General features: G+C 57.2%; 13 protein-coding genes and 3 pseudogenes. 8 read left to right on the top strand and 8 right to left on the bottom strand.

Annotated features, from left to right (window positions below):
- Nucleotides 1-518: 518 nt before the first annotated feature.
- Nucleotides 519-1,304: an FkbM family methyltransferase gene (locus tag ACVIN2_RS11830; RefSeq protein ID WP_456765730.1), complete on the bottom strand. Its 786-nt coding sequence runs from the start codon at nt 1,302-1,304 to the stop codon at nt 519-521.
- 601 nt (nt 1,305-1,905) lie between these two features.
- On the opposite strand from ACVIN2_RS11830, the pseudogene tnpC reads away from it, so the two are divergent.
- Both tnpC and ACVIN2_RS11820 read left to right on the top strand, forming a co-directional pair.
- Nucleotides 1,906-3,367 (top strand): annotated as a pseudogene (gene tnpC / locus ACVIN2_RS11825) (IS66 family transposase); the annotation flags it as partial.
- Nucleotides 3,367-3,660, top strand: a complete 294-nt coding sequence (locus ACVIN2_RS11820; RefSeq protein WP_456765729.1) for a hypothetical protein — start codon at nt 3,367-3,369, stop codon at nt 3,658-3,660. The pseudogene tnpC and the gene ACVIN2_RS11820, both read left to right, overlap by 1 nt.
- 1,016 nt (nt 3,661-4,676) lie before the next feature.
- On the opposite strand, the gene ACVIN2_RS11815 is transcribed toward ACVIN2_RS11820, so the two are convergent.
- From ACVIN2_RS11815 to ACVIN2_RS11795, 5 genes and pseudogenes are all read right to left on the bottom strand, one after another.
- Nucleotides 4,677-5,153, bottom strand: a complete 477-nt coding sequence (locus ACVIN2_RS11815; protein ID WP_456765728.1) for a hypothetical protein — start codon at nt 5,151-5,153, stop codon at nt 4,677-4,679.
- Nucleotides 5,154-5,292: 139 nt separating this feature from the next.
- Nucleotides 5,293-6,035 (bottom strand): annotated as a pseudogene (locus ACVIN2_RS11810) (IS481 family transposase).
- A 546-nt stretch (nt 6,036-6,581) separates the two neighbouring features.
- On the bottom strand, nt 6,582-6,815 hold the full coding sequence (locus ACVIN2_RS11805) for a hypothetical protein (RefSeq protein WP_456765727.1): 234 nt from the start codon (nt 6,813-6,815) through the stop codon (nt 6,582-6,584).
- Between the two features lie 1,115 nt (nt 6,816-7,930).
- The gene (locus ACVIN2_RS11800; RefSeq protein WP_456765726.1) at nt 7,931-8,338 is read right to left on the bottom strand and encodes a hypothetical protein; all 408 of its coding nucleotides are present in this window, start codon (nt 8,336-8,338) and stop codon (nt 7,931-7,933) included.
- Between the two features lie 141 nt (nt 8,339-8,479).
- The gene (locus tag ACVIN2_RS11795; protein ID WP_456765725.1) at nt 8,480-8,617 is read right to left on the bottom strand and encodes a hypothetical protein; all 138 of its coding nucleotides are present in this window, start codon (nt 8,615-8,617) and stop codon (nt 8,480-8,482) included.
- A 231-nt stretch (nt 8,618-8,848) separates the two neighbouring features.
- Between ACVIN2_RS11795 and ACVIN2_RS11790 the strand changes: the two genes are divergently transcribed.
- The 4 genes and pseudogenes from ACVIN2_RS11790 to ACVIN2_RS11775 all read left to right on the top strand — a co-directional run bounded on the left by ACVIN2_RS11790 (nt 8,849) and on the right by ACVIN2_RS11775 (nt 13,314).
- On the top strand, nt 8,849-9,007 hold the full coding sequence (locus ACVIN2_RS11790) for a hypothetical protein (protein WP_456765724.1): 159 nt from the start codon (nt 8,849-8,851) through the stop codon (nt 9,005-9,007).
- Nucleotides 9,008-10,284: 1,277 nt separating this feature from the next.
- Nucleotides 10,285-10,759 (top strand): annotated as a pseudogene (locus tag ACVIN2_RS11785) (transposase); the annotation flags it as partial.
- 403 nt (nt 10,760-11,162) lie between these two features.
- Entirely contained in the window at nt 11,163-11,321 is a 159-nt protein-coding gene (locus ACVIN2_RS11780) for a hypothetical protein (protein ID WP_456765723.1), read from the top strand.
- Nucleotides 11,322-12,984: 1,663 nt separating this feature from the next.
- Nucleotides 12,985-13,314, top strand: coding sequence for an H-NS histone family protein (locus ACVIN2_RS11775; RefSeq protein WP_456765722.1), 330 nt, complete (start codon nt 12,985-12,987; stop codon nt 13,312-13,314).
- A 1,351-nt stretch (nt 13,315-14,665) separates the two neighbouring features.
- Here the strand turns inward: ACVIN2_RS11775 and ACVIN2_RS11770 are convergent.
- Nucleotides 14,666-14,932 carry a hypothetical protein gene (locus tag ACVIN2_RS11770; RefSeq protein WP_456765721.1) on the bottom strand — a complete coding sequence of 89 codons (267 nt, stop codon included), beginning with the start codon at nt 14,930-14,932 and terminating at the stop codon, nt 14,666-14,668.
- A 2,632-nt stretch (nt 14,933-17,564) separates the two neighbouring features.
- Between ACVIN2_RS11770 and ACVIN2_RS11765 the strand changes: the two genes are divergently transcribed.
- Nucleotides 17,565-17,798 (top strand): DUF6894 family protein, encoded by a 234-nt coding sequence (locus tag ACVIN2_RS11765; protein WP_456765720.1) that lies wholly within the window; start codon nt 17,565-17,567, stop codon nt 17,796-17,798.
- Between the two features lie 695 nt (nt 17,799-18,493).
- The gene (locus ACVIN2_RS11760; RefSeq protein WP_456765719.1) at nt 18,494-18,811 is read left to right on the top strand and encodes an H-NS histone family protein; all 318 of its coding nucleotides are present in this window, start codon (nt 18,494-18,496) and stop codon (nt 18,809-18,811) included.
- Between the two features lie 333 nt (nt 18,812-19,144).
- Here ACVIN2_RS11760 and ACVIN2_RS11755 read toward each other — a convergent pair whose 3' ends face one another.
- The gene (locus ACVIN2_RS11755; protein WP_456765718.1) at nt 19,145-19,468 is read right to left on the bottom strand and encodes a hypothetical protein; all 324 of its coding nucleotides are present in this window, start codon (nt 19,466-19,468) and stop codon (nt 19,145-19,147) included.
- Between the last annotated feature and the right edge of the window lie 133 nt (nt 19,469-19,601).

The following is a 19,601-nucleotide window of genomic DNA, read 5'->3' as shown; positions in this document are numbered from 1 at the left end:
GGTCGGCGCAACGTTGACCCGCTTGAGGGCCGCCTCTATCGCTTTCTGGCGAAACACTTCGAGAAGTGTCGCGAAAGGCGATAACGTTGCGGCTCCGGAGAGCTTGACGACTTCAAACGCGAGGAGCCGGTCGATGGGCGATTGGGGAGCTTCGTCTTGCTCGCCGCTTTCACCAGGCAAGAGTTGATGCGAAGTGCCAAATGCTCGAATTCGACGGGTACGGCCCGCTTGAGCTGACGGACACCGCGAACCGGACCGTTCATCGGGTCAAACCTCCGGTCTGAGTTGAGCGGCACGGCTGTTCCCGGACAAAAGCCAGATGGGCCTTGCTCCGCTTACGCGGGGATTTTTTTGGGGAAGCCGGTCGCTCTCCGGCTGCTGGGGAGGTGCGGCCCGGTCGGCATTCGACGGACCTTGCCTTAGCAAAACGGGGTGATGCTGGCCTCGTCATCTGGGGAAGGGGCGTGTCGAACCGCCGCGCCCAACAACGGCAATCATGAAGGTCGCCCGGTGCGGTGCTAAAGAAGCTTTATGTAGGTCAGTATCTCGCCAGCGATAAAAATTTCGAAAGCGTAGGCAGCCAGGGCCCTTTGAAACGTGAAGCTTGAGCCGGCGCCCGGCAGCATCCAGTCGTGGGGCTCAATATGTACGACGAACACGTCTGCGAGCCATTCAGTGTTGTTCGAGAAAAGATCCTTTTCGAAGCCTTCGATATCTATCTTCGCTATGAAAGGGACCCCGTTGGCGGCGTAATCAAAGGCATTTCCCATCGTCGTGATAGGCAGGCCGCTCGATGAACGCTCTACGCGGGATGCCCAACCCAGTTCGCCTTCGAGGACGTGGACAAAACCAGGCTCGGCTCCGATTGCCGCTCGAACGGGAATGATTTTATCGGTCAGTTCTGCGTTCTTCGTCAGAATCCGGAAGTTCTCGGGGTCTGGCTCCACAGCGACAACGATGCTGGCCGGAAATTGCTTCTTGAACCAGAGCGATGCTGCTCCAATATTCGCGCCCGCGTCCACGATGACCGGAGTTCTGCCGAAGGCAAGAATCTCTTCGTATCGACGGTTGACACGGTCCTCGAGAATCGGGATCGAATGAGAGATGTGGTACTGGTGAGAGCCGAAGACAGCTCGGACGGTATCGATGTCAGAGTCTCCAACTCTGACGTGAATCGGTTGACCAGAGACGTAGATTTTGGCCGTCTCTGCGCCGGTAAGCCGAGGGGCGTGGCGCATAAGGAAGCGCGGACCATACCGCATAACGTCTTTGAGGTTGGTCCAGATACGATGGATAATGGACATCGGTATAGTCCGGGTCCGACAATGGCTCGTACGTATTATTTCTGAATATTTCCGACCGGCTATTTTAGCGCCTCTGCCTTACAAGAGCCTTACCGCCGCAGGCTCTCAGCTTGGTAACAGTTATACCTCCAGCAGCCGGCTGACAATAAAATGTGCGGGCCGGCGAATTTAAGTTTCCGAATTAACTCGAGGCGCCGGCTATCAAGCTTAATTTGCAGCTTCGGTTGCTGCCGGCATTCACGAGCTACGCTGGGTCGACCGTACACTCCTTTGTCTCGTTCGTCCGAGCTTGCCAAAGCAGGGCAAGCTGCCACCATCCGCTTCGTCCCCGTTGCAAGATTATCGTTGAGTTTAAACTTTTGAAGACGTCGCAAAACACCAGTGAGGCAACGCTCGATCTATTTGAAATGCGTCGCAGGCTCACGGAACTGCGTTCGCAACATTCCGAGAATCTCGTCGTCGTGTCGCTTCTCAATCGCATGCTTGTCAAAGTGGCCCTTTCTATCGGCGCCGAGAGATCAGGCGCATGAGCAGCAAGTGCAGGCAGAATTTGCACATATCCTGCAACGAGTAGAATCCGTCATTTAGCGCGGTGCTTCTCCAATCGGAGCGCTCGGCGCGGCTGATCGACCAGCTGGCGCTCACCTTCGAAGAACTGGAAGCGAACGCGACGGAAGACGAATTGGCGGCGGAGCAGGCAGTCGTCAAAACGACGACGGTTGCCGGATTTACGCGCAGGCGCGCCGAGCGCAACACGTTCCCAGGCACCTTTCGCGCGAGCGGGTGGTGATCGATCCGCCGACGGCGTGCGAATGCTGCGGCGGCAGTCGCTTGCGCAAGCTCGGCGAAGATGTGACCCGAACGCTGGAATCGTCGCCGCGTCAGTGGAAGGTGATCGAGACGGTGCGCGAGAAGTTCTCTTGCCGGGACTGCGAGAAAATCAGCCAGACACCGGCGCCATTCCATGTGATCCCGCGAGGATGGGCGGGGCCGAGCCTGCTGGCCATGCTCCTCCATGAGAAGTTTGGCCAGCATCAGCCTCTGAACCGGCAGACCGAGCGTTACGCGCTGGAGGCGGTGCCGATCAGTCTGTCGACCGCAGCCGACGCCGTCGGAGCGTGCTGCACGGGATTGGAGCCGCTGTTGCGCCTGTTGGGAGCCCACGTCATGGCATCCGAATGCCTCCACGGCGACGACACCACCGTGCCCGTGCTGGCCTTGGGCAAGTGCGAAGTCGCCCGATGCTGGGTCTGTGTGAAGGACGACTGCCCCTTCGGCGGCTCAGATCCGCTGGCGGCAATGTTCTATTACTCGCGCGATCGAAGGGGCGAGCATCCGCAGGCGCATCTGACCAACTATAGCGGCATCCTGCAGGCCGACGCCTTCGGCGGATACACCAAACTCTACGAGCCCCAGCGAAGTCCTGGGCCTATCAGGGAAGCGGCCTGTTGGGTCCATGCCCGGCGCCCGTTCGTCGCCATGGCGGATATTGAGGAAAACGCGCGACGTAAGGCTACTGGCAAGAAGGAGATCGTCCTCTCGCCGATTGCGATCGAGGTCGTGCGTCGCATCGACGCCCTGTTCGCAATCGAGCGCACTATCAATGGCCAAGGCGCCGACTACCGAAAGGCTGTTCGCCAGGCGCAGAGCGCTCCGTTGGTTGCCGATTTGGAAACCTATATGTGTGAGCAGTGCGCCAAGCTCTCCCGCGGTCACGATCTGGCCAAGGCCATGAACTACATGTTCAAGCGTTGGAGCTCCTTCACACGCTTCCTCGACGATGGCCGCGTCTGCCTCTCGAATAACGCCGCCGAAAGAGCGCTGCGCGGAACCGCATTGGCAGAAAGTCGTGGTTATTCTGCGGGTCCGACCGCGGGGGGCGTCGCGCCGCCGCCATGTATAGCCTCATCGTCTCTGCGAAGATGAACGACGTCGATCCTCAGGTCTGGCTCGCCGATGTACTCGCTCGCATCGCCATCCACCCCGCCCAAAGGCTCGATGAGCTGCTGCCCTGGAACTGGAAGATTGCGCAACAGCAAGGCCTCGCGGCGAAGGCGGCTTAATGGGGCACGTCAACAAAGTCAACCACGTGTTCATTCTCAGCCATGTCGCCGAGATGCTCGGTGAAGACGAGGACTGGCTGTTCGAGGTCGCCGAAGAAATGGACACCGTGGATGGCCAGCTATGGGTCGTCGGCGTCGGTGAAGACGGGGTGATGGCGTTCACCGATGACGGGATCGAGAACCTCAAGGAGCTGATCACAATCCACAAAGACGACCCCAGCATCATCGAAAAACGCCGCCAAGCGCTCGCTGCGATCATGAAGCCGAAGACCGAGCAGTCCGACGAAATCTAATCCCTAACCGGTCGATCAGCGCGCTTGCGGCCTACAGCACATGGCTGCCCGGCGGCCCACGCCGGATGCGTACGAATGGACGAGCCCTCATCCCAAATATCGCAGGGGACTGCGCCGTAGTTGATCCAGACGAGGCAATGTCCGATGGAGGTAAAACTAGCTGGCGCGAATGAGGGCGCAACCGATGTTACGAATTAAGCTTGATCGAGCGTCCAGGAGTTAGTTCGGGAACCCGGAGGCATCTTTTGGCACTCAGAGCCGAAGTGAAGAGACAGCCCCGCCGCAAGGTGGCAACGATGCAAGAAGTGCCCCGTCTTACGCCCAGCAAAGAAGCTACAGCTCAATTCAGTTGCCGCGGCCCTTCGGCGCCGCATAGTTCCTATGAACTCCGACGTTTTCGAGAGGAGGGCTAGGGCAGGCGTGTTCGATGTAAAACAGCCAGCATATCCGCTTCCGGCGCTCAATCTCCGTGCGCGACGCGACAACCTCGTGCGACAATCAGCATTCAAGAGCGCGCAAATTTGAACGATTGATCGATGATTATTCTATGGTCGAGGGGCCGATGTCTAATGTGCCAGGACTATCTCGAACCACCGGGTCTTCAGTTGCTAACGGCGCAACCAAAGTTAATGCTGCGTCTCCATACCTCGATATCGTCCGAGTAACCGTCAGGTGCTACACTTGTATCGGCCGGGCTCGGACGTTCTGATCCAATTAGTTCTATTGCCCCGCAAGACTTGGATTCGAAGATCGCAAGCTGCTTCCTAGAAAGCGAATAGAGCGTGCAGCTATCAAGATAGTGGGTAACGAGCAGCGAGGCTGTTGAGCGACATCGCGCGCTCGGCCGCTCGGATCTGGCGTCTGTTCACGACATGCTTCAATTGCCAGTCGGGTCGATCAAATTGATCTCCGGCCCAAATCTGAGGGCAGGCATTTGCCGCATTGGTCGAGCACCCAAACGAAGTAATAAGCATCCTCCATAAGCTGACATTTTGAACTATGCTGGCCTGACTAGTTCATCGTCTCAAGGCAACTCGTTCACTCAGGCCAATCGCACGGAACTGTTTGAACCATTTTAGCGGCAGGCCAAGATCGTAGCCTCGTCGTCGCAGTTGTTGAGGAGTCCTCCTTAGAGCAAGTGCAATATCATCTTCCGACGCACCATTCTCGACCATATGCCTGAATCGCGCATCGTCGGTCGGCGTCCAGCCCGGATAATGACTTTCCATTGAAATCGTAACCTCAAAGCTCGTTGCGATGCCAGAATAAGTTTTCCCTCTGCCGCAAGGGAGGGGTAGCTCGCCGGCCAGCATCCACTGGCGTCCAATGGACCGGTCATTGAAATTGCGACCCAAAATGTTGAGGCGACTGGCGTCAACAATGATGGCGTCTCCATGTAAACCCGGCAATCGCACTATGAAATTAAGGTGACGGCACACGGTTAAACTCAATACCATTTCTTTTGCGGGACGCTCGCTGGCAAGCTCTTGCACGACACGCCAAGCTCGGCAGAACAATTGGAATGACGGAAACGTCCGTCTGGTTAATACGACTTCTATTTAAAATCGTCGTTGGATAAGCTTAGCAGCTTCGTCTGTAGTTGAAAATAGATGCTCTGGTACGAACAGTGATCTAGGTGTTCAGTCCCGAGGTCAAGTGGATGGGATCGATTCGGAAGCGGTCAGGCTCGTTTGCCCAAGCTGTGCAAATGGCTTCGGTAGGTGTGAGGCCGCGTAGCGTCTTCAGGCGCTTGGCGAAGTTGTAGCCGTCCAGGAATGCGCCGAGGTGATCTACGAGTTGGTGCTTGGTCTTATAGTGGTATCGCCGGACGGTGGCCTCCGTCAGTGTTCGGTTCCTGTGACGGCAGTCGCCTTCTGCATCAGTCGAGCAAAGGCATATTTCGAGGTGCGGTCCACAGCCACGAAAAGGTAGAGTTTGCCCTCCTCAGTGCGGACCTCGGCGAGGTCGATATGGAAGTAACCGATAGGACAGGCCTTGAACGGCTGCTTGGCGGGCTTGTCACCGGCGACCTCGGGCAGGCGGCTGATCCCATAGCGTTGCAAGCAACGGTGCAAGGATGACCGCGTCAGGTACGGTATCGTCGTTTGCGAGGCGTAGAGGCAGCCATCAAGAGGCAGCAGTGTATGCTTCGGAACGCGACGATCATCGCCTCTTCCTCCGCCGTCAGCACCGTCGAGCGCACGTCTTCGGACCCATCCGCGCATCGTGAACAAAGTTCCGCTTGCGCCATTTATCGACTGTCTTCTGATTAGGGCCGTGCTGAGCGGCTAAGTCTTTGAGCGGGGCTTCGATCGCTGTACTGCTGCTCGGACGGCGTGGGTGGTCGTGGCGCTGCCGTGAAGTATCTGTCCCATAACTCCTGCCGGAACGAGGGGGCAGCTTGGCTGAATCCCCCACACTCCGGGATCAGGCACCTAGCAGGCTTATCAAGGCGACGAGCCCATGCGGTTCTGGAACTTGTTAAGTCAGATGCAGCAGATGCTGGACGCCGGGGGCTTAATTCCGTGCTCGTGCTCGAAATGGATATGCGAAGACATGTGACCTTCTGACGAGCCCATGCGGTTCTGGAACTTGTTAAGTCAGATGCAGCAGATGCTGGACGCCGGGGGCTTAATTCCGTGCTCGTGCTCGAAATGGATATGCGAAGACATGTGACCCGACCCGCACCGACTAATGCCCGAGCCGTGTCGCGAACAACCTTGGCAGCTTTCTGCAGGGAAATCCGAGCATCCCCAACGCCGCGGGCAATTTGTACGATCTTGTTTAGCGGGCGAAAAAGCTTGGCTCCACGCGCATGTGCTGCTTAGGAGGATCGCAAGCGGGATAGGCAACGAAAACTCGCATGTCCCCCCACGTTGATTTCGTGACCCCGGTCGGACAGAACGGGTGTGGGCTTCGCTTCAAAATCTGCTGTAAATCTTGCTGTCTATTCGCGAATTGATCTTGGAACTTGGATCCGCAACGCCGACAGGCGCCACAGGAGGTGCGGGACCCCCTTGGATTGGAAACGGTTGGCGAACGATGAAGACATGGTTGACGACATTTGAGCGCTCTTGCTTAACTGCGCCAGCCGCCTGACTTCCGCCGCCGGCAGCCATGACAGAGCTACCGCCAAGGGTGGCGATCGTCACCATGTACACTATCTTGCAGACGCGCATGTCAACACCCGGAATAGCGCTTAGTACTAACCGACTTTGAAGGACATTGTTCCTCGCGTCATTCAGCTTCTTGAGGCGTGGTTGTTTGGTGTGCCGCCCTTGAGTTCTTCGTCCGCATCCGGATTTCTTCGAGGCCGTGCAACCCGCACGTTTGTGGACCTCACGCGCGCCGGCAACGGTAGAGCGTCGACGAGATGAGGTTTCCTTTCGTCGACATCCCGTCTGCCCACCATTCCCCATGCATTAAACATTGTCGTGTCCTCGACCTTACTGCGCAATAAGGCCGGTTGGCAGATCTCTTCGCGGAGCCAAGGGCAGTATGGACTGACCGATCGTCTTGATGTTCTGCCCTCTCAAGCAGACCGTGTCGCGGCGTTAGGTCGTCCCGATGGTCTTCCCGAGGCAGTCGACACTGTTGGTGCCGTTTGTAGCCAAGTGGGCATCGCCTCCGTGCCCTCATCCCGCCGGAACTATTCCGCATGCTTCGGGAGGCCATACGGAAACGGCCAAGCGGCAGAGCTTTGGTGGCAATGTGCTCTGCAGGGAGTATGGCGCCATGAGGACGATGTGCCTGGCGGTTGCAGTTTCGCAGATCGAGGTAAGTGCAACGTCGGCTAAGGATGCAGATAGCCAGGGTTGCCTGCGCTGCGGCCGCTTTCAAGAACTACCTCACCGCAAGTCGGGTGTCAGGGACCGGCCCGGCGTAAACGACCAGATTGCGCAGCGTCCTCTGCAAGAGCAGTAGTTCTGCTTACGCGCTGTTCAATGTGTCGCGCGGGATCAAGACAAAGGGCCGGACCCCCGTCGGCGTCTGGCTTTGCTGACTGTCTCAAGGAGGAAGCGATCGAGCTGTACAAGCTCTATAAGGACTAACGCGCACTCTGCAGCTCACTCAACGCCTCTCATGCAAAATGTTTTGACCAATTGGCGGCATTGTCCCTACACTCGCACCGAGTGCAAGGTCTGGGCATTGATGTCACGCAACGCACGCAAGCACATCGATTATTGCATCATAAACTTCTCCACATTAGCTTGGCGGATAATGCGGATGGCAAACGCGGGCTTTTACACGATGAACCGGGAAGTTCGCGTCAACAGCGTTTGCAGATTTCCGTTGCCCGCTTGAGTTGACGATTTTCCTGATCCTGTTCGACGGACTCCTCGAAAGAATCAGGTCTCCGCGAACGATCGGGCGACGCCACGGAGGGCGGCTGTTCGCCGGCGGAATTGAGCGGACCTTTCGACTTCTGTGTCGCGGAGCGACGTTCAGTCGTGAAGCGAGAGACCGACTGAGCGGCGTCGGGGTCGGGCCCCAGTCCATCCCATGCAGAATGCGGGCGCAACTGCAGACTGGTTTGCGCTTCCGCGGCTCCGGTCAAGCCGCCAACGAGCGCCGACAACAGACAAAGTCGCTTCAGTTCGCTGGCGAAGCGTCGTCGCCACAGTCGCGGTAACTCGGCGATAATCGCAGCCTCAAACTCGGAAAGATGGATGCACATTCAAAAAGCCGGTTGGATGAAATCCGCTCATTAAACCGCAATAGCGACGGGAGTGCAAGCTACCCACAAGCACTGTTAGATCGTGGCGATCCGGGCGTCAGCCTCGAACCGAGAACCGGAACTACCGCATCAAAGCCGCCCTTAGTTCAGCCGACGTTTTGCTTTCTGCTTTGCCGCTGCGTCTTCTATCCTTCGCTCGAGTTCCTTCTCAATCAAGGCCCGTACAGCGCGCCGCAGGCGCAGCAGTTCGTCGAGCGGCAGCTTTTCAAAAGTTTCCATGCTGCGGCTCTTTCCATTGCGCATGGTGCCAGCTACGGACGATCTCCCCGCCAGGTTTCAGCGGCCCGCTCACGAGTGGGGCTTGAGCTCGAGGAAAGCTGCCGGCCCGCTGTTGAGGGGGCGTGAATTGAGCCGTGCCGGCAACTTCTGTCAAGGGCACGTCCTTGGGCAAATCTTAAAATTCCAGGTGGATCAACGCTGCCTTGGTGCAGGAGGACGAAGGATACGGTCGTGGGACCGCTGATCAAATGTCATGACATCGATTCCGATGCTGAAAGCTGGATGACTATTCTCGCATCAATCGTGAATATTGCCCTGGCGCGTTTTCATTTGCATGGACAGCAAGGCGCTGCTCGTAGTGACGCGCCAGCTCAAGAAGCCGCTTCTTGAAGGGGTCGCCTTCTCAGCAGGGTCTCGTACGGTCCTGAGGCGTTCTCGGCGAAAATCATCGTCCATAATCACCAGCCTAGCTAAACGCGCAAATGTAGATGCTCGTGGAAGAAGCCGCAGAGCACTGGAAGTCTGTGAGTTCCATGTGCATGGGCCTTGACGATCGCAAATACGGAAAGGCGCCGAGTAAGGATCCGTAATTTTCTCGAATTCGCCGTCGAGTTTGGTAATTTTCGCGAGTTCTCAACTCTCGTCTGTCATCGATCAGTGCGGCGCGCCGATCGTCACCTTGGCGTGGACTGATCGTGGCCTTTGCGACAGCCCTTTTGACCTGGCTGGCCAGATAAAACTGGCGGTGGTCTGCGCCGTCGGAGGCACACGTGAAAATCCAAACGCGGACAGCGAGCTCTGAATTTCCGGAGAGGCACGTTGGAGCAACGGCCTAACGATCGCTGTGTTTGGCTTACGGAATATCTCCAGCAGCGAAAGCACGGCAATAGCTTTGTCATGCACAAGACGTCTCAGCATGCCAACCGGCTACCATGTAGACGCCAGCGACGACCAAGTTGAGGTCGTCGCTGTCGACTGGCCTCAGGCCTGCTCGATGTAGAATGCGCCCGCCGGTTTTCCCGTATGATTGCTCCGATCGGAGATCGACATGACATGCGGCCCGAACGGGGCGAGCGTACCTGTTGGGCCCGATGCATTCTTGAAAGCGAGACGGGACAGGGCGTGTTTGATCGCGTATTCGGCCAAGCTGCTTTATGGCCGGCCGCAAGCGACGTTTCGCTACTGCGATATCGAATCTGCTGCGATGCAGTGAGAAGGGTTTAACGAGCCGGGGGTGAGGGAGGGCTCCGCCCGGGCTGGCTGCTGGCGAGCCCTCGACCCCAAGCACATGACCGCGTTGCTCCCCACGCGGCCCCGTCCTGTCGTTCAAACTACGACGACCTCGTTAATACAATTTGAACCTGCTCGTGGCTGACTTTCCTTGGATGCTACCTGCGAGATTGCCGGTCCGCTGAGGGATGCGTCCAGCTCCAGAATCGTTGTGACGAAATCTATTTAGTCGGTCCCTGCAATGCAGGCGAGGAGGCTCGCCGTGATGAGGCGCCACAAGCCGAAGGCATGGACAGAAGACGAGTCCAGATCTTGATCAAATTGAGCAAGGAGGGCGTCCGGTCGGCCGAGACCGCGAGTACCTTGGAGAGGATGACCTTGCCCCTCGGGCTTAATCCAGTTTGAAGTTCGTTCTGGCCCAAGACGAGGACCAGAGCATGAAGCGCAAGCGATTTACGGAAGAACAGATCATCGGGATTTTGAAGGAGCACGAAGCCGGGGTTCCGGTCGCCGATCTCTGCCGCAAGCATGGTGTCAGCGATGCCAGCATCTACAAATGGAAGGCCAGGTTCGGCGGAATGGACGTCTCGGAGGCCAAGCGACTGGGGTCGCTGGAAGACGAGAACACGAAGCTGAAGCGGCTTCTGGCAGACGCCATGTTGGACAATGCGGCGCTGAAAGATCTCCTGGGAAAGAAGTGGTGACGCCCGCCGGGAAGCGGAAAGCTGTCGCTCATCTGGTGGATGCCCATAGGATGAGCGAACGGCGGGCGTGTAAAGCCATCGGCTGCTGCCGCATGACCATGAGATATCGGACGACCCAGGCTGACGATGCCGGCCTTCGCCAGCGCATGCGGGCGATGGCCGCCGCTTCGGCTATCGGCGGCTGCATGTTCTACTCAGGCGGGAGGGGTAGACGATTGCTCGCGCGCGTTACGAGGCGAGGGCGGCTTGTTTCCCCAAAGCGAGCCGTCTTTATGGATACCGAGAACGATCCAAATCGCGAATTCGCAAGCGTTGAAACGACCGCGGTTTGGTTTTTCGTCTTCCTCCCAGTATTTATTGTGCTCTTCGTGGTGTACCTGAAGCTGGGTGTGGGCTAATCGCTGCAGACCTTTGCATGACACAGCGTTGTGGACATCTTCGCGGGTAAGGCGGGTGGCTTTAGGCCAGTTCGGCCTGATATAGCCGTATGAAAGTGTTTGGTGATCTATATCACAGACGGTCGTGATGAATATTGGCATTCTCCGCCGCATTCTCTTGGGGGGGTGGGGATGAAGAGGCCGTCTCAGATCCTGTGTAAGGATAGCAAGCTTTTGTCGATAGCAGAGGTCGAGCAGAGGCTCGCGATGCTCGCGGAGTTGGAGCAACTTCTGAAGCGGAGGTCGGAAGCGGTGCTGCTCTCGAGTTCGTTTTTGTCGGACGAGACGCTGGCGGGCCGCAACACGCAAAGGTCCACCAACAATCTCTCGTGACGACAAACCGTTGACCCGTTCGTCAACCTCCTCAGCAACGTTATCAGTTCCCCAAGCTCAAATTCCTGCTCGTGGTTTGATAGCTCATGCTCGGAGGCATTATTGCATCCGGTGGCTCGCGTATGACGGCAAGCTGGTCCATCGGATCAAGCTGCCTTATCTCTCGTAACCAAGCGCAGCGGTCTCTAACCGATTGCGCAAGCTTCGCTCCAGCTATACGATGGCTGAAGCACTGACGACGAGCTTGCAGAGATGGCCCGCTGCCCTGGTCAGCTACGAAGAACAGGCCGGTCTAGGCGTCCGGGTCAAAGTCGTCGCGTAACCCGACGAGGAACTTGATCAGGTCGCAAAATATTGGAGAAGGCGTCGATTTACTGGTTGGCAACGACAGTCTGCCGAGCGGGTCTGCAGCGAGGCACAATCACTTCTGGAATGCGCAATAGCGGCGCCGTCTTCAGAAGGCCGATTGCGGTCAGCTGACGCACTTCTCAAGCGCAAACAGGAGCGCCTCAATCATGTTCCGCGCCTTCATTGTAATCTTCGCGCTTCTTATTCATCCACCTGTCTTCGCTCAAACGACCCAACCCATCGGTCGTTCGGGACGGCCTGTTCCAACGCAACCAAATCCAACGTTCTCGAATCCACTTGGGCACGTCGCGCCGATGGCGACGCCCAACGTCTACTATTCAAGAGACCGCAGCGGCCGGGCGACGGTCATTCGACCGGACGGTAGCGCGATCTCGGGCGGAACCCAGCAGCGACGCTAGTTCGCTGCGAGCGGCAGCCGGATCGGGGATCGAGAATGGTCTGATTTGGGCGCATCTGTTGCTACGAATCCCCAACGGGCACTGAATGACGATTCTCCAAGCTTGGTTTTTGACTGTGCATGAAGACGCGCGTTCAGTTCGAACGTCGTCGGAGACGGGCGCGGTCGTGACCTGGCTATTTACCTTTATCGTCGCCATAGGTGCTGCGGTTTTGATCGCGCATTTTGTCGAAGCTATGCGTTCTTAAACTCTGCAGGAAGCTCTCAGGGCGGCCTCTTCGGTTTCCTTCTGGTGCAAAGCAGACCAGTTGGTGACATCCGCGCACCCAATTTTGTTTGGCCTTCGAAAGACGAGGTCGTGAGCAATAATTCGCGCGGGTACGAATCAAACCCCCTCGATATTGAGGAGCAGCCTCGCACGATCGGTCGAGTAGTTGCTTGGCTTTTGCCTAGAATTCGACTGCTGGTCGCAGGGACCATGTCGATCGGTATGGGCTCTTCGACGGCGAGCCGCGCTCCGCAGGCCGGCGAATCTGGTCATCCTTCGTTCTGCGGTACGGAACTTAGACGCGGCAAGGAACAGAGGAGGATGGTCTCCAAATGCCAGGGATGGTCATCGAGGAGATCAATCGCGGACTGAGCTCCGCTAGACGTGATCACTAAAGCCGGTGTGTGGGCACGTCGGGGTCCGCAGGTCGCATCCTGCCAGAGACGCTCCGGCGAAGACGGGCTGAATCGGTCAACGGACGAACTCTGCGGAATCATTTTCCGCGTCTGAGCGCTCGCCCAAGCGGGCAAAAATAGGTTGCAATCAGCATACAAGGGCCAAACCAGGAATTAAATGTCGCCATAATCCTGCGTTTAACAGGATCTTGGCGAAAAAGCTGGGGTGATCCGATGAAATTTGTTGCCGAAATGGAGCGCCTTGATCTGGACGATCTATGGGCTCTGTATGCAGAGATGACAGAGGTTCTGGAACGCAGGGTCCGCGAAGAAAAGCTGCGTCTTGAGGAGCGTCTCAGAAAGCTCGGAGTTTCGGAACCCGCGCGCCGAGCCTACCCGCCGGTGCTTCCGAAATATCGCAATCCTGAATTTCCCTCCGAGACCTGGGCGGGGCGCGGGAGGCAGCCGCGCTGGCTGGTCGCGCAACTTCAAGCCGGCCGCCGTTTGGACGATTTCAAAATCCAATCGCGAGACGGTCTGCGCGCACAAGTGAGAATGGGGTAAGGACCGACCGGTCCAAGCCTGGCTATCACGCGTCTAAGTATGAAGACGTACCAACTTGCGCCATCTAGGCGGTCGTCGTGACGAAGCAGCGCCATGTTTGGCGCGGCTCCTTGCTTCTGCGTCGTCGACCCGCTTCTGGAGTTCGTTTAACTCGCGCAATTGCCTGGCAATGATCTCTATTCGCTGATCGAGCTTGCTCGCCATAATTTCACTGACACTGCGCACTGATCCCACCTAAATCCAAACAAGAAAAAAGGGTCGCCAAAACGCGGCGATACTAGGTGAGGCATTGCGGGCTTTCAATTGGCGTTCGCGTGACATCAACAACTCGCGTTGCCTAGGCTAAGCGCTTCACGACGACGCCCTCACGCGGTCCAACTGGACTGTTGCGCAACGAAAGTGGCTTGTGCCGCCATACCTGACCGGAGGGGCCACGGTCGGCATATACTTCCACGGCGCTTGGCATTTTCGTGCAAACCTGCGATTTGAACCTAGGCTGATCGTGTCCCTAGCGTGGTGTAGCTGGCGGCGGGTCACCGCGTTCGCCGGCAAGGCCGGGCCCGGTCAGCTGGCGATAGCCGTGATGCTGACGGTTGGATCATCGCTCAATGGCGATGAGCGTGTGGGCCTGAACCGACCGGCGACGCGTCCCTAAAAATGTTTGCAACGTTGCGGCTGCCAAGGTCACGAAGTGCGCCGTGACCTCCGGCGATCCATCAACACACTTTATCAAGCTGTTTTATTCTCCGCGAGAGCGGGCGATTTTGGATTTTCAGGACGCAGTCATTGCAGTGACCTGGACCCGCCGGAAACTCGACCGGATGGGGCGCGCTTCGATTGTTGGGGCTAGGCGAGCCTGGGAACCCAGAGAGCCGGCTAACGCAGACTGCTCCGTCGTACACGGGAGCGACGGGTCGATGCTGATACGTACCGAACCCTGCTTCTCACTTCAGCCTCGTCCACCCGCTTCTGTAGTTCGTTCAGTTCCCTAATCTGCCGAACGATGTTTCGAATTCTAAGGTCTAAGGCACCAACAGAAATCTGGCTACCATTACTCATACCAGCCCTCAATGAATAATCACTCGTCAATTAAGTAGTTGATTTTTAGTTCAAAAGCCGGGGCATTTCAAATGATAAGTGCTGCGGCCCTGGGAAAAAAGCGTGACCTTGGTAACCATAGGGTTCAGCCGCACCCATTCGACGTCAAGATCGCGGCCGCCGTGCGATCGAACTTAACGAATGTTTTTTGAAGCGCTAGAAGACGACCTGGAACAGGCTCTAGATCGTCCGTTCCAATCAATGAGCCTTGGGCGAGGCATTGCTTCCCGCCGCTCTGAGCAAATTGACTAGACTAGACGGGTGAGTGAACGAGCCCTCGTCGTCCGATCGCAGGAAAGGGACGTCCAGATCGCTCGGCCGCCTCCCAGCCCATTTCAGCCTCATAGTCGAGATCGACAATGACGTCCTCGAAGGCAGAAATGGTCAGCTGGATTGCGGCGATCTGATTCAGCTCCTCATTCAGAATCGGGCCGACCCGATTTTGGAGCGCGACGACCATTTCCCGCCGTCGTTCTTTCAACTGTACCAACGGCAAACCGTGATCGGACGGGTAGTGCATTTCAGTCCTCTCCATTTGGAACTGCATTAGTCTTTATCCAAATTTTGATGACATGCGGTTGCAAGATGAGTTCGAATTTTAGCGTTCAGCGACGTTCCGGCAAACGATCGTGAACTAGTGCGCAGTTCCGGTTTTGCACGAACTGCGCAGACGACATGCCCGTGTCGGGGTTACGATTAGCAGTGCCATGGCTCGAGGTGACTGGCTCCCCGTCGGACTCGGCAGCGCTTGAGAGAAGCTTTGGTCGGCGGATCTGCTCGCGTGGTGCTCCATGACTATCGGAACAGGGTGGTCCTCCCAGGCTGACACGGGTGCGGAGCGCGCCATCTCTTCGCCGCTACGGGCGCCAGAATTGCGACAGCGCGACATGATGACCGCATTCGACCGTCAGCTTTGAATGGTCGTAGGAAGCTCGTCCATACGTCTCTTGTGGCCGCTACGTGAGCGTGGCTATGGACCGCGTTGAGGGCTCGGGATTCATTGTCGGGTCGGGTCAACGCGGTCGCGGATTGGGGCCTGCTCGCCCGAAGCCGAAGCTGCATCACCGCTCGTGCATTGTTGAATGCTGCAAGATCAACCCGGAGCGCGCTCTTGCCTAGACGGCGCGATGCATCGTGGTAAGGCTAACGAGCGGTTTGAGTTGCGAACGCAATTGTCTGGACCGATGTTTGCCGGAGTCGTGGGATTGCCCGGAGGTAAGGCAACCGCGCGGCAAGGGGCGCCGTCTCACGTGGCGGCGTCCCGCCCAATAACGGTCAGACACCCGCGATAGACACAGTCGCTGGGGAAAGGTCATCCTCCTGCACCGTCATGCAATCCCGCCCTTCTTGTCCCGCGGCCCTCGGCGTTAACCGGCTGCGGGAGCTGGGCACCCGTTTGTTTCCGCGAACCACATCGAGGTTCCGACGCATCAAGGTCCGCCGCGTCCCCCGCGTACTGTTCAGCGGTGGCTGGCGAAGGGCGCGCGTCGCTTGCTAAATCGGACTGGCAAGGGTTGGCGAGCAGGTCCAAGGGACTTGACGTTGCAGCGCCCATCCAGGTCCGGTAGTTGATCGTGCTGCTATTGGAGAGCTTCTTCCATGATGTCGCGCATATTCATGATTGTCGGTTCCGCCGTTCTCTTCGTTTGCTCTCCTTGCGACAAGGCTGGGGCTGTCTCAGCAGAAGTGGCTAAGAAGTGTGAAGCGGCGGTAGTGGCGGCGCTCCCACCGGGGGTGCCATCGGACCAGACAGCGGGAAGCGTCAAGGGCAACGTCCGCGACCAGCGGGCCTACTTGACGAGTGCATCGAAAACGGCGGAACACCGCCCAGCGACAAGAAATAGCAGCATACCTTTCGAGCTTTCCGGCCTTCGTTCGGGCGAGTTCTTCGCGCCTGATTGGACGAAAAGGTAAATCGGACGCATCCATATCCGAAGCAAGATCGAGGAAGAGGATCAGAAACTCAAAAGGCTGCGATGGTCGTGGCAGGGGCACTGCAAGCGCTCCGGCAGCCCGGCGGCGAACACGAGACCGTGGCCGCGAGACCATCTGGATCGCAGGCCAGCAGCTCTCCTGGATGTTCGCAGATCAAGGGGCTGCAACCATATTCTGGCCGCGCTTAGGCCAAAGAAACCGCGCCGCTTATGTGCTCGGGACTTCTTGTCGAGAAAGGTTCGCTGCGGTCTCGACTCCCATCAAAGACCTGTAACCATCGACTGAGCTATTGCGCAACACGAAGCTGTGCTCCCTCGCTCAGCCATGGATATGGGCCCTGTATTCCAGCTGTCTTGTCGCAGTGCGGAGAATGGTCCGTTGGACTTTCAGCAGTGAGCCTGCGTGCCGGCTTGATCGCGGGGTGCGAATTCGGTGCGCGCCCCGGTCGCAAGCCTGCTGCTCACAGCCAGGATCCAGCGATAGGGCGGTTCCGAAGCATCTCCGTGAGGCGAACCTTGCCATGTCAAGTAGTTGCAACCAAGCCATTCGATGTCTAGCATAAATGGAACCAATTTCAATGGATCCTTGTTACCGGCTGAATTGGCGAGAGTGGAGTACGCTTTCGCTAAAGCAAGCAGGAGATTGGGCCGTGAGACCCAGGCCAGTTGGAGCGCTTGCGGGAGGTCTTGCGCTTCCGTCGGATCAGATGGGCGGGCTTCGAGCGCATGGCCAAACGGTGCGTTGGCTCATCCGATCATCGGGTATGCCAAGGACGGAGCGATCCCACGTGATCCGGTGTAGTCCTGAAAGGTGGAAAGGATCAGCGAGGACCACGTTCACTGGGACTGGCGATGGGAGCTTGAGGCCGCTTTGTGAGGCGGTGATAACCCGCATCAACTACCCGAGCCGGTAACGCCGAGATTGGGCCGGTTTCGCTGTTTTTTAAAATCAGTGCATTGCAGATGTTTTGAAATGCTACCAAGGTTCTTGGATTGATCCGAAAATACTGACATGTGCGTTCGGCGTCATGGCGGCGATGCCGATGCGTTACAGTTAAATATCTGATTTTAAATTACAAGTTAATTTATTTAACATCATGGATGTGCGATGCGAAAGCCGCAGACTTTTGGGGTGGCTTTCGTCGTTTCGCCGCTTTAGCTTGCATTGCTTTGTGCAGAGCCCTTGAGCTCGATTCATTTCCGTTCGGGCATATTGGAATGACCCGCTATTTTTTCGACATTCGGGACGGATGTGATCTCTATCCTGACGACATCGGGCAAGACTTGGCTGACGAAAAGGCAGCCGAAATCGAAGCCACACAATCGCTCGCCGGCATGATTAAAGATGATCTCGCCGCAGATCGGCGTGACATGGCTATCGAGGTTCGCACTGAAGAAGGGCCCGTCTTCCAAGCTGCTTTCATATTCGGCAACGGACGCATGAAGCACTAGCTGTGCTTCTGCATCGGAATGTTCTAATCACTTTTCAGCGGGCTCATGCCTCGTCAATCCGAGGTGTCGACGGTCTGAAGGCGAAGGCCAAATCGATCGCTCCGTGCGGCTCCCCAAAGTCAATGCTTGGCTCGAAGTGGCAGTTCGCTTTTGCTCTGGCGGCGCCACGCCGGGCCCTTGTTTGGCTGAATGACGGTCAATATGTCCGCGCCGCCAGAGACGTCGCGTGCTCTGGATCGTCGTAGATGGCGATCCTTGGTCGCGAGACATTGCAGGGAAAACCTGTCCAGTCAGGCGCTCCAACAACTGCGCGGCGCGCCTCCATCCACCAGAAATATGTCCGAATGCGTCGATTGTCTCACGTAAGCGGCGATTGCGGTCAGCGGCGTGGGCCAATGCAAACACATTTAAATGCCCAAACTCCATTGCGCACGCTGTTGTGATCTGCGCAGGTGAGTGCCGCGGCGCCTCTATTTGAATACCCGTTGGCGCCGCCAGTCCGAAAGCCCGGTTGCCTTCCAAAATGAGTCAAAATGTGGCTCAAGGAAAACCCCGGAACCATCGGCGGCTTGGACCGTTTTTTCTTATGGTCCGCGTCTCAGAACGTGTATCTCTAGAGATTTCAATCTTGCTTAATTAAATCGTTGGGCGCATTGATGTGCGTCACGAAGAGGCTTGGATTCGCGTGAGGGATTATGGATTACGGCCAGTTGAAAGTGTTGTCCGTGGATGAGCTCTGGCTTCTGCACGAGGAGGTCACCTCCGAGTTGAGCAGAAAGATCGAGGTAGAAAAGGCCAAACTCGAAGAGCGACTTCAGAAGATAAAAATGGCAACTACTAAGAGGGGCGGGAGGGATGGTCACCGTCGCCCATATCCGAAAGTGCTGCCTAAATATAGAAATCCCAAAAATCCCAAGGAGACCTGGTCTGGGCGCGGGAAACAGCCGCGCTGGCTGACGGCCCAGCTTGGGGCAGGCAAGAAGCTGAACCAGTTCTTGATCTCGCGGCCGTAATCCATTCGGCTAGAAGCTTGCCGATATTGCGAAGCCCATGCGACTCGCGGCGGGCAGCATCGAACGTTCAGGCGGAAACAAGCATCCGACCGTTGAGTGTTCAATGCATCCCGATCCGGCAGGCCAGAGTTGGCCGCGTGGTAAGGTTTTGTCGGGCGGTCGCACAGTCGAGCCACAGACATTTGCACGGAGACGCATGCACAGGTCTGCCGCCAGTCGTCGTCTAACAGCTCTCAACTGCCAGAAATAACGGAAATGCCTGAACGTACAGTGCAGATCCGCGTGCAGTTGTCCATGACGTGCCTTCCGTTCAGAGAATGTCGGTCCGTTTCCTTAATTTGACTTCGTCAGCACATCTCGCCAGGTTTCGATCGCGGCGATAGATTTGCTCCACAAAGGAGCGCTATCCGCCCCGGTCGACCGGAGCGATTGAACAAGTTCGTCTATCGCGGCCCAAGCCGCAAGATAGGCATCGACTCCGCCGGGTACGACAGCGCTCTCCTTGTAATCCGAAGCGTCAGCCAGGAGCTGCTCGACCATTTTGATGGCGGCGCGTCGGTCGGACAGTTTGGCGTGACGGACCACGAGCAAGGCGTGCTTGGCACTCACGAGCGCCTTTTCGACCAGAAGCTTGTCCGCTGCAATTTCTTTGGCCATCAATCAGGCCCGCCGACAATGTGATGAATAGAGCAATAAGGGAGCAATTCTAGAATTGTAGCGAGCGCATGCTCGATGTGCAACCAATGAGAGAGGTCGCTTCGACGCCCGGAACGTCGTGGGTCCAGGCTCG

The organism is Bradyrhizobium sp. USDA 3650, from assembly GCF_054057395.1.
The sequence above is the reverse complement of the archived record's forward strand: the minus strand, read 5'-3'. Positions and strand labels throughout refer to the sequence as shown.